This is a genomic window from uncultured Wocania sp. (genome assembly GCF_964021735.1).
Lineage (GTDB): Bacteria > Bacteroidota > Bacteroidia > Flavobacteriales > Flavobacteriaceae > Wocania_A.
On sequence record NZ_CAXIBN010000113.1, the window covers coordinates 1 to 10,552 of the forward strand.

Here is a 10,552-nt window from a genome sequence, read left to right on the forward strand (position 1 = left end):
AAAGAAATTTATTTTCCAGGAAAATCAGCTTTACGCTTTTCTAAAAAAGCGGTCGTGCCTTCAGCAAAATCTTCAGTATCAAAACAGTTGCCAAATTCAGAAACCTCAACCTCAAAACCATTTACACCATCTTTAAAATTCGCATTAATGGCTTTAATGGCTGCACTTATTGCCACTGAAGAATTTCGTGTTATTTTACCTGCTAATTTTTCGCAAAATGGAATTAATTCTGCTTGAGTAGTTACGTGGTTTATTAAGCCGTAATTTAGTGCTTGATTGGCATCAATCATGCCTGCTGTTATAATCAATTCCATAGCACGTCCTTTACCAATTAATTGCGGTAAACGCTGTGTACCACCATACCCCGGAATAACACCTAGCGACACTTCTGGTAAGCCCATTTTTGCATTATCACTAGCTACTCTAAAATGGCAAGACATAGCTAATTCTAAGCCTCCGCCTAATGCAAATCCATTAACTGCCGCAATGGTTGGTGTTGATAAATTTTCAATAAAACTGAACAATAATTCTTGTCCTTTTTTAGCTAATTTTTTTCCTTTTTTTGAGTCGAAATTAGCAAACTCCGAAATATCTGCTCCAGCAACAAAGGCTTTTTCGCCACTTCCTGTTACAATAATAACTTTGGTATTTTTGTCGTTGTCCGCACTTTTTAAAGCCTCATGTAAATCCTTAATGGTTGCTTTGTTTAAAGCATTTAATTTTGTTGGCCGATTTATAGTTATGGTTGTAATGTTGTTTTGAAATGATGATAAAATGTTTTCGTAATTCATGATTTATGTTTTGTAGATAACAGATTTATTCTCTTGGAAAAGACACCTTAAACGTGGTTCCTTTATCTTTTTCTGATACAAATGTAATGCTACCTTTATAGGTTTCTACTATATTTTTTACCATAGCTAAACCAAGTCCCATACCGCTTGTTTTTGTGGTAAATTTAGGTTCGAAAACCATTGGTTTATTTTCCTCTGAAATACCTTTTCCGTTATCTGAAACAATAATATTTACATGATTGTTTTCTGAAGTTACTTGAACAATAACACTTGGGTGTTCCTTATTTTCTGGAATGGATTGAATACCATTTTTTACTAAATTAGTGACCACTCTAACAAGTTGTGTCCTGTCTAATTTAGCAATAATTTTTTCTTCTTCGGTTTGAAAATGAATATAATCTTCATTAAAAATATCTAAAGCTAGCTTAACAATGCTAACCACATTTAAAGTTTCATTTTGTTGCGCAGGCATTTTTGCAAAATTTGAAAATGCTGATGCAATAGAACTCATAGTGTCTATTTGCTGAATTAAGGTTTTACTGTATTCGTCAACTTTTTTATGAATATTTTCGTCTTCTGGATTAAACTTTCGTTGAAAATTTTGAACCGTTAAACGCATGGGTGTTAACGGGTTTTTAATTTCGTGAGCTACTTGTTTTGCCATTTCTCTCCAAGCTTGTTCTCGCTCGCTTTTTGCTAACTGCACCGCACTATCCTCTAGTTCATCTATCATGCTATTATAAGATTTAACCAAGGTTGAAATTTCTTCACTGGTTTCGTCTATATCAATTTTTTCATTTCGCTTTTCTAATCGCGTCGCATTAATTTTATCACTAATGGTTTTAAGCGATTTTGTAATATACTTTGATAATAAAAATGCAACTCCAATTGCCATAAGCAAGACAAATAAATATGCATACATAATACGTCCTAAAAACTCGTTAAGTTCTTTTGAAAGAAAATCATCGTTCTCTAAATACGGGAAATTTAATATAGCTAAAGGTTTCGATTTTTTGTCGATTATATAAGTGTATAAGGACTGAAATGTTTCTCCGTTTTCTTCATGATAATCTATATATCGATGCTCAGGAGTTTGAGATATACTATTAAGTTGAACGCTATTGGCTATACTGTTTAAAGTTTCAACATCAATACATTTTTCTTTTAGGCTAGGCTGTAAATTAGCTTTTGAAGAAATTAAAAGCACCCCTTCTAAGTCGTATAAATTTATTTGTAATCGATGTATTTCTCCAATATTTGCTATTTCTTCTTTAAAAATTAATGGAATATTTTCTGTTTTAACTTCCCATGTGTTTTGCCTGCCATTTAAAACTTTATTTATATGCGCTTTTATACTTTGCTCTTTACGTTCTAATCGTTGTTTATGGTAATCATTAGTCTCTTCTCTGTATTGGTATATGGCTATGGCTGCAATTAATATAGATGCCAATAATACCAAGAGTATCATGGTTAAAAAAATACGCGTCCTTAAAGAGAGTTTTTTAAGTTTCATTAGAGATTTTGCAATGGCATAAATATAGCAATAATCAAACCAAAAACACTTGATGTAAAATCTAAAAAAATAAAGCACCAAATTCTAATAAATACTTTTTGGAATTTAGTATTTGAGATTTGATGTTTTTATTTTTTTAAGCTTCTGGGTTTTTATCTCTGATGTTTTTATAAAGTTTAAATCCGAGCATAATTAATACACCCAAAATAATGATGCCGACTACTCCAAACATCCAACTTATAGCACTTTTTAAGATGACTAGAAAGATGACTGCAAAGAGAATAAAGGTGGCTCCTTCGTTCCAGATACGCATAAAACTTGATGTTTTTTTAACTACATCGCTCTGTAATTGCTTAAAATATTGATGGGTTTTTAGGTGATAAATGATGAGTAGTAAAACAAAAGTTAGTTTAACATGCATCCATGGTTGTTGTAGTAACGCTGGGTTTAAAACAAACAAGATGACGCCAAAAAATGTTGCTAAAATTGCAGATGGCCAGGTAATAATATGCCAGAGTCTTTTTGCCATGAGCTTTAACTGTTTACCTAAAATTTCTTTATCTGGCGATGATTTATGGAAGGCTTCTATTTGATAAACAAATAAGCGCGGAATATAAAATAACCCAGCAAACCAGGTAATTATAAAAATAAGGTGTAGTGCTTTTATATAAAAATAGTACTCCATAATTTAAACTGTTTCTACTTTTGTGCTAGCCCATTTATTAATCCAATTCGATAGCAAATTAACAAACGCTTCGTCATCATTTAAACACGGAATTGTGGTAAAATTTTCGCCTCCCATTTCATGAAAAATTTCTTGTCCTTCCATGGCAATTTCTTCCAAAGTTTCTAAACAATCACTCACAAAAGCTGGTGTTACAATAGCCATGTTTTTTATGCCTTGTTTTCCTAAGCGCTCAATGGTTCTATCGGTATAAGGTTGTAACCACGGGTCGAAGCCTAAACGCGATTGAAAGGATGTTGAATAGGTGTTTTCCTTTAATTGAAGTTTTTCGGCTACCAATCTTGTTACTTCTAAACATTGATGTCTGTAGCAAAACTCGTGTGCTTTACTTGGGGTTACGCAACAGCTACCATCTATTTTGCAATGCGATTTTGTAACATCGCTTTTACGAATATGACGTTCTGGAACACCATGATATGAGAATAGTAAATGCTCGTAGTTTTTATTTTTTAGATGTTGCTTTATTGAATTTGAAAGCACCTCAATATAATCTGGTTTATTATAAAACGCTGGCACAGATTCAATAGTGACATTAGGAAAATGTTGCTGACGAAGTTCATCGGCTAATACCGTAATCGTTTCGGTTGTTGCCATAGCAAACTGCGGATATAATGGAAAAAGCAAAACCTTATCTACACCTTTATTAACTAATTCTTGAAGTCCTTTTTTAATGGTCATGCTACCGTAACGCATCGCTAAAGCAACAGGAACATCAACTCGTTTCTGAATTTTATTTTGTAATCTTTCAGATAATACAATAAGTGGAGAGCCTTCTTCCCACCATATTTTTTTATAAGCAGCTGCAGATTGTTTTGGTCTTGTATTTAATATAATACCTTTAACCAAAGCTGTTCTTGCAACAAGCGGGATATCGATAACACGCTCGTCCATTAAAAATTCGCCTAAATACTTTTTTACATCTTTTGGTTCTGGGCTATCTGGAGACCCTAGGTTTACTAGTAATATTCCTTTCATTTAAATTTTATTATGTCTGAGACATCAAATATTTTTTGGGTGTTGTGCCGTATTTCTTTTTAAAAGCAGCTATAAAATGGCTTGATGTGCTGTAGCCTACTTTATGCCCAACCTCATTTACATTATGGTCACCGGCTTCCAATAATTTTCTGGCTACCTCCATTTTGTAGTCAAATAAAAAACTAAATACCGAATCGCCATAAATTTGCTTAAAACCTTCTTTTAGTTTTTTTAAATTCAATCCTATTTCATCAGCAAGTTCTTGTAAACTTGGTGGTTCTGACATTCTTGAAATAATAATATCTTTTGCTTTTCGTATTTTAATAACGTTAGTTTCATCAACTAAAAACGGGCATTGCTCAATATTTGCATCTTCACTTCTATTAAAGTACAAACTTAACAACTCGTATGCTTTTCCTTTAAAATAAAGACTTTTTATAGATTGGTTGAGGTTAAAACTGATTAACTGATTTAAAACAATGGCCATAGATGGTGAAATAACACCGTCTTTATAATACTTTTTATCCCTATTATCTTCATTTAAAAATGAAATATAATCGGCTTCTTGAGAGAATAACCCATGAAATTTTTTAATGGATATTAATAAAGACACCATCCAAGAATTAGGATTCACTTCTAAATTAATGGGCAAATCGCGTTGCGGATTGTATAATAACAATGAATTTTCTTCTTGAATATTTAAAGCATATCTGCCTTCGTTAAAAATAAATTTACTTAATCCTTTTACACAAAAATGAAATTGAATATAATCGCTATCTATATCTCTTGCAACATGTTGAACATGATTATCGTCATTTTTATATGTAAAAACTAAAAAGCCACTATCTACTTGAGTTTCGTTAAACGACCTTTTAGCGACATTTTTTTTTGCAATTTCTTCGTTATTCATTATCTTTTATTTAGATTCATTCTAAACTACCAAGATTAAATCCATTGATACGACTACAAAAGTATGACATTTATCATATAATAATAAAAAAAGAGCTTAAAAAACCACAAACGATATTAAAAGTTCTTTCAGCGTTGTTTTTTTTCTAAACATCCCTATACATTTGCTAACGAAATTACAAAATACTAATGCAGAAATACAATATATCTAGAAGTAACTACTTTTATGCTATTGGTTTAAGCTATAAAAAAGCTGATGCCGACATTAGAGGGCACTTTAGTTTAGACGAAGATTCTAAATTAGCTTTAATGAATCAAGCCAAAAAAAATGATATTGAAAGCTTGGTGGTAACTTCTACATGTAACAGAACAGAAATTTACGGTTTTGCACAACACCCTTTTCAGTTAATTCAATTACTTTGCGATAATACTAGAGGTACGGTTGAAGAGTTTCAAAAGGTAGCTTACGTTTATAAAAATAAAGACGCCATTGCGCATATGTTTCGTGTAGGTTCTGGTTTAGATAGTCAAATTTTAGGCGATTTCGAAATCATTAGTCAGCTTAAAAAAAGCGCGAAACTTTCAAGAGAATTTGGGTTGCTAAATCATTTTTCTGAGCGTTTGGTAAATGCAGTAATTCAAGCAAGTAAGCGCATTAAAACAGAAACCGATATATCATCAGGTGCTACATCTGTTTCTTTTGCTTCAGTACAATACATCCTCAATACTATAGAAGATGTTTCAAATAAAAATATTTTACTTTTTGGCACAGGTAAAATAGGAAGGAACACATGCGAAAATTTGGTTAAACATACCAAAAATGAACAAATTACTTTAATTAACAGAACTAAAAATAAAGCAGAACAAATTGCTGGAAAATTTAATTTGGTGGTTAAAGATTATGCCAATTTACAAGAAGAGATTAATGCGTCTAATATACTAATTGTTGCCACTGGTGCACAACGACCAACAATTGACAAACACCTTATTAATACTAATAAACCGCTTTTAATTTTAGATTTGTCGATTCCTAAAAATGTAGATGAAAACGTAAACGAATTAGAAAATGTATCGTTGGTGCATTTAGATCATTTATCTAAACTTACCGATCAAACTTTAGAGGAAAGGAAAAAACATATTCCTTTAGCAGAATCTATAATTGAAGATGTAAATACCGAATTTAATGATTGGTTAGAAACCAGAAAATTTGCACCAACAATTAAAGCTTTAAAACTTAAATTAAACGATTTTAAAGTTGCTGAGTTAGATACACAACGCAAAAAATTATCAGACTTTAACGAGCAGCAAGCTGAAATAATTAGCAACAATATCATTCAAAAAATCACCAATCACTTTGCGCATCATTTAAAAGATGACAACATTTCTACAGACGAAAGTCTCGAACTTATTAAAAAAGTATTTCAGTTAGAACCTTCCACAAAAAATGTCTAAAACCATAAGAATTGGTACACGCGATAGTGAATTAGCACTATGGCAAGCCAACATAGTAAAAAAATTGCTTGAAGAAGCAGGTCATAAAACAGAACTCATTCCTGTAAAATCTACGGGCGATTTAGTTTTAGATAAACCACTTTACGAATTAGGTATTACAGGTATTTTTACCCGAACTTTAGATATTGCGATGTTAAATCATGACATCGATATTGCAGTACATTCATTAAAAGATGTGCCAACAGTTTTACCAAAAGGCATTATACAAGCTGCTGTTTTAAAACGTGGTAACGTAAATGATACCCTTGTTTTTAAAGATAATGAAGAGTTTTTAAGTGCTAAAGAAGCTGTTATTGCAACTGGTAGCTTACGCCGAAGAGCACAATGGCTAAATCGCTTTCCAACACATACTATTACAGATTTACGTGGTAATGTAAATTCGCGTTTACAAAAACTTGAAGATAACAAAAATTGGAATGGAGCTATTTTCGCCGCAGCTGGAATTGGCAGAATAGGTATTAGACCAGAAGAAGCTATTAATCTTGATTGGATGATTCCTGCGCCAGCACAAGGTGCTATTATGATTACTGCTTTGGAAGAAGATGACTTTGTAAAAGAAGCATGTGCTGAACTAAACCATGAAGAAACTGACATTTGTACAACTATTGAACGTGAGTTTTTAAATAAACTTGAAGGTGGCTGTACAGCACCTATTGGAGCTCTTGCTTATATTAAAAATGAAGAAGTAAACTTTAAAGGAGTATTGTTAAGTGAAAATGGCTCAAAACGAATAGACGTTACGCGTGTTAAAAAATTAGGCGAACATAACGATATAGCACAATTTTGTGCTGATTTTATTATTGAACGCGGCGGAAAACGTTTAATGGATACTATTAAAAATTTCAATAAAAAAACGAATGTATATTCTACAAAATCATTTACCGAGAGTCAGCGTTTATTATTTCATGAAAAAATAAAAGTAGAAAGTAGCGATTTTATAAAAACAAGTTTAAATAGAATTCATCCTAGATTCTTAAAAAACGAAATAAAAAACGTTATAATTACTAGTAAAAATGCAGTTGAATCGTTAATCACCAATTATTCAGCAATCGAATTGCAATTCAAAAATATTTACTGTGTTGGTCGTCGAACAAAACGATTAGTTGAAAATAGAATAGGTAAGGTTACTCATTCAGAAAAGAATGCAAAAAAACTTGCAGAATATTTGGTAGAATATATGGATGGTACAGAAGTGACTTACTTTTGTAGCGATATAAGATTAGATGCTTTACCAAATATTTTAGAAGACAATCACATAAAGGTAAATGAAATTGAGGCTTACCAAACTAAATATGATGGTGTAAAAGTTGATGATTCTGTTGAAGCAGTTATGTTTTACAGTCCATCAACCGTTGAAAGTTTTGTACGCAGTAACAAAGGTGAAATTATTGCTTTTTGTATTGGCGAGACTACGGCTAAAGAAGCTAGTAAGCATTTTAAAGATGTTAGAATTGCGAAAGTTCCGACTGTAGAGAGTGTGATTGAATTAGTTAATGAATATTATGTATAAGAGTTGCTCGCATTGTTTGGTTATGTGTTATTTTCCCTTTTAAATAAATTCGATGAATTTCTTTAATTAATTATGAAATTAAGAAATATAAACTTAAGAGCAATCTATAAAGGATTAATTTTATTTATCATTAGTCTTTTCGTTGTATCACTTAGTTTAAAAACAGGTATGTTTTGGGATAATGTCCTTTTCGGGTCTGAAATGGGAAACCCCTTATTTCAAAATGGGATTTTTAAATGGAACTCTATCCCTCTTAACTCAGACGCTGGACATCCTCCATTTCTTGCGACTTTATTGGCGACAGGATGGACATTATTTGGCAAATCACTAACTACCTCTCATTTGATAATGTTTCCGTTTGTTTTTGGACTATTATGGCAACTATCTTGTTTTGTTGATTTTTTCGTAAAAGAAAAAACTCTAAAAATTTGGGCTTTTATATTAGTCATTTCAGACCCAACGTTGTTGTCTCAATTTGTTTTGGTAAACCCTGAAATAATACAGCTGTTCTTCTTTTTTCTAGCATTAAACGCAATATTAAGAAATAATATTTATCTAAAAATTATAGGGCTTGCTTTTTTAGGAATAGTAACATATAGAGGTATGATGCTTTGTGGAGGAATATTTATTATTGATGTTTTAATTCATACATTAATAAAAAAAAGAAAAATTATAACTTTTTTTTCAAAAAGGGTATTTTTAACTTATTCAATAGCTGCCATACCTGCTTGCCTGTATCTCATTTGGAGAATTATTAATAAAGGTTGGATAATTTCACATCCATTAGAGATATGGGGTAACGCATGGGAATTCTCTTCAATTCAAGATTTCTTAATAAACTTTGGAAGAAATATACTAGTATTGGGGCATCAATTTACTGATTTTGGGAGAATTATTTTAACGCTATTCATACTTATAACTTTTTATATTAAGAGAAAACAAATAGATTGGAAAAAATATAATTACTTGTTGGTTATCGCTATTTTTTCAACAATTGTAATTTATTTTACCAGTCTGTTAATTAAAAATACTATGGGACATAGGTACTATATAACATCCTACCTTTCGCTTGGGCTATTATCCTTTTTACTTATTAAAGAATACAGAATGAAGAAATTTGTATATATTGGTTTATTAGCTAGTTTGCTACTAGGAAATTTAGTTGTCTATTCTGATTCCTTTGCACAGGGCTGGGATTCCTCTTTAGCACATTTACCTTACTGGGAGCTACGTAAAAAAGGTATTGAATATATGGACGAAAACGAATTACCTATTAAAGAAACAGCCTCTTTTTTTCCAAACTCCACTTCAATAGATAATATTGACTTAAATGGAGACATGCGCTCTTTTATCAAGTTTACTGGAAAAGAAAAATTTGTTTTCTATTCTAATGTATATAATTTAAGTGATTATAATCTTGAAATTTTAGATAAAGATTACTCCACCATCAAGTCATATACAAAACGCAACGTTAGGGTTCAATTAATGAAAAGAAATAGTAATAGCTCACAAGATGAATAAACCCCATAAAAACGGAGGTTATTCAAACTAAAATCTCAAAACAATTAATTATTAACTACCATGTTAAAAAACGATTTATTTTTAAGAGCCTTAAAAGGAGAAACCGTAAACCGTCCACCAGTATGGATGATGCGTCAAGCAGGACGCTATTTACCAGAATTTATGGCTATCAAAGAAAAGTATGACTTCTTTACACGTTGCCAAACGCCAGAGCTAGCAAGTGAAATTACCGTACAACCCATCCGCAGATATGGAATGGACGCTGCTATTTTATTTTCTGATATTTTGGTAATACCACAGGCTATGAATATTGAGGTGCAAATGAAACCTAATTTTGGTCCGTATTTACCAAACCCTGTACGCTCTCAAAAAGATGTTGATAACGTAATTGTTCCAGACGTAAAAGAAAGTCTTAGCTATGTTTACAAAGCTATAAAAGCAACCAAAGAAAAACTTAATGATGAAATTCCATTAATAGGTTTTGCTGGTTCTCCGTGGACCATTCTATGCTATTGTGTACAAGGACAAGGCAGTAAAAATTTTGATAAAGCCAAAGAGTTTTGCTTTACAAACCCTATAGCAGCACATCAATTATTACAAAAAATCACAGATACAACCATTGCATATTTAAAGGAGAAAGTGAAAGCAGGATGTAATGCTGTTCAAGTATTCGATTCTTGGGGAGGCATGCTCTCGCCTGTCGATTATCAAGAATTTTCATGGCAATATATCCAACAAATTATAGACGCTTTAAAAGACGACGCACCAGTAATTGCCTTTGGTAAAGGCTGTTGGTTTGCACTCGGCGATATGGCAAAATCTGGCGCTTCTGCTTTAGGTGTCGATTGGACGTGTTCTCCAAGAAATGCACGTTATTTAACAGGTGGAAACATCACGCTTCAAGGCAATTTCGACCCAACTCGTCTGTTTTCTCCACCTTCAGAAATCAAAAAAATGGTACACCAAATGATTAACGAATTTGGTAAAGACAAATATATTGTAAACCTTGGTCACGGTATTTTACCAAATATTCCGTTAGATCATGCCAAAGCGTTTATTGATGCGGTAAAAGAATA

General features: G+C 32.0%; 9 protein-coding genes. 4 read left to right on the top strand and 5 right to left on the bottom strand.

Going from position 1 to position 10,552, the window contains the following annotated elements:
* Positions 1–8: 8 nt before the first annotated feature.
* The 5 genes from AADI82_RS10485 to AADI82_RS10505 form a co-directional block, all read right to left on the bottom strand.
* Positions 9–791, bottom strand: a complete 783-nt coding sequence (locus AADI82_RS10485) for an enoyl-CoA hydratase-related protein (protein WP_341216393.1) — start codon at positions 789–791, stop codon at positions 9–11.
* Between the two features lie 25 nt (positions 792–816).
* Entirely contained in the window at positions 817–2,304 is a 1,488-nt protein-coding gene (locus AADI82_RS10490) for an ATP-binding protein (RefSeq protein WP_341216394.1), read from the bottom strand.
* Positions 2,305–2,440: 136 nt separating this feature from the next.
* A complete protein-coding gene (locus tag AADI82_RS10495; RefSeq protein WP_341216395.1) occupies positions 2,441–2,989 on the bottom strand; it encodes a CopD family protein in 549 nt (182 codons plus the stop codon).
* 3 nt (positions 2,990–2,992) lie between these two features.
* Positions 2,993–4,024 (bottom strand): ferrochelatase, encoded by a 1,032-nt coding sequence (gene hemH / locus AADI82_RS10500; RefSeq protein ID WP_341216396.1) that lies wholly within the window; start codon positions 4,022–4,024, stop codon positions 2,993–2,995.
* Positions 4,025–4,034: 10 nt separating this feature from the next.
* Positions 4,035–4,934 carry an AraC family transcriptional regulator gene (locus tag AADI82_RS10505; protein WP_034042226.1) on the bottom strand — a complete coding sequence of 300 codons (900 nt, stop codon included), beginning with the start codon at positions 4,932–4,934 and terminating at the stop codon, positions 4,035–4,037.
* A gap of 188 nt (positions 4,935–5,122) precedes the next feature.
* On the opposite strand from AADI82_RS10505, the gene hemA reads away from it, so the two are divergent.
* From hemA to hemE, 4 genes are all read left to right on the top strand, one after another.
* Complete coding sequence (gene hemA, locus AADI82_RS10510; RefSeq protein ID WP_034042228.1) at positions 5,123–6,385, top strand: glutamyl-tRNA reductase; 1,263 nt, start codon at positions 5,123–5,125, stop codon at positions 6,383–6,385.
* Positions 6,378–7,955 carry a hydroxymethylbilane synthase gene (hemC, locus tag AADI82_RS10515; protein ID WP_341216397.1) on the top strand — a complete coding sequence of 526 codons (1,578 nt, stop codon included), beginning with the start codon at positions 6,378–6,380 and terminating at the stop codon, positions 7,953–7,955. The genes hemA and hemC overlap by 8 nt, the downstream gene beginning before the upstream one ends.
* Positions 7,956–8,027: 72 nt before the next feature.
* Positions 8,028–9,476, top strand: a complete 1,449-nt coding sequence (locus tag AADI82_RS10520) for a hypothetical protein (protein WP_341216398.1) — start codon at positions 8,028–8,030, stop codon at positions 9,474–9,476.
* A gap of 60 nt (positions 9,477–9,536) precedes the next feature.
* Positions 9,537–10,552: uroporphyrinogen decarboxylase (hemE, locus tag AADI82_RS10525; protein WP_341216399.1), on the top strand; the 1,016-nt coding region annotated here is incomplete at its 3' end.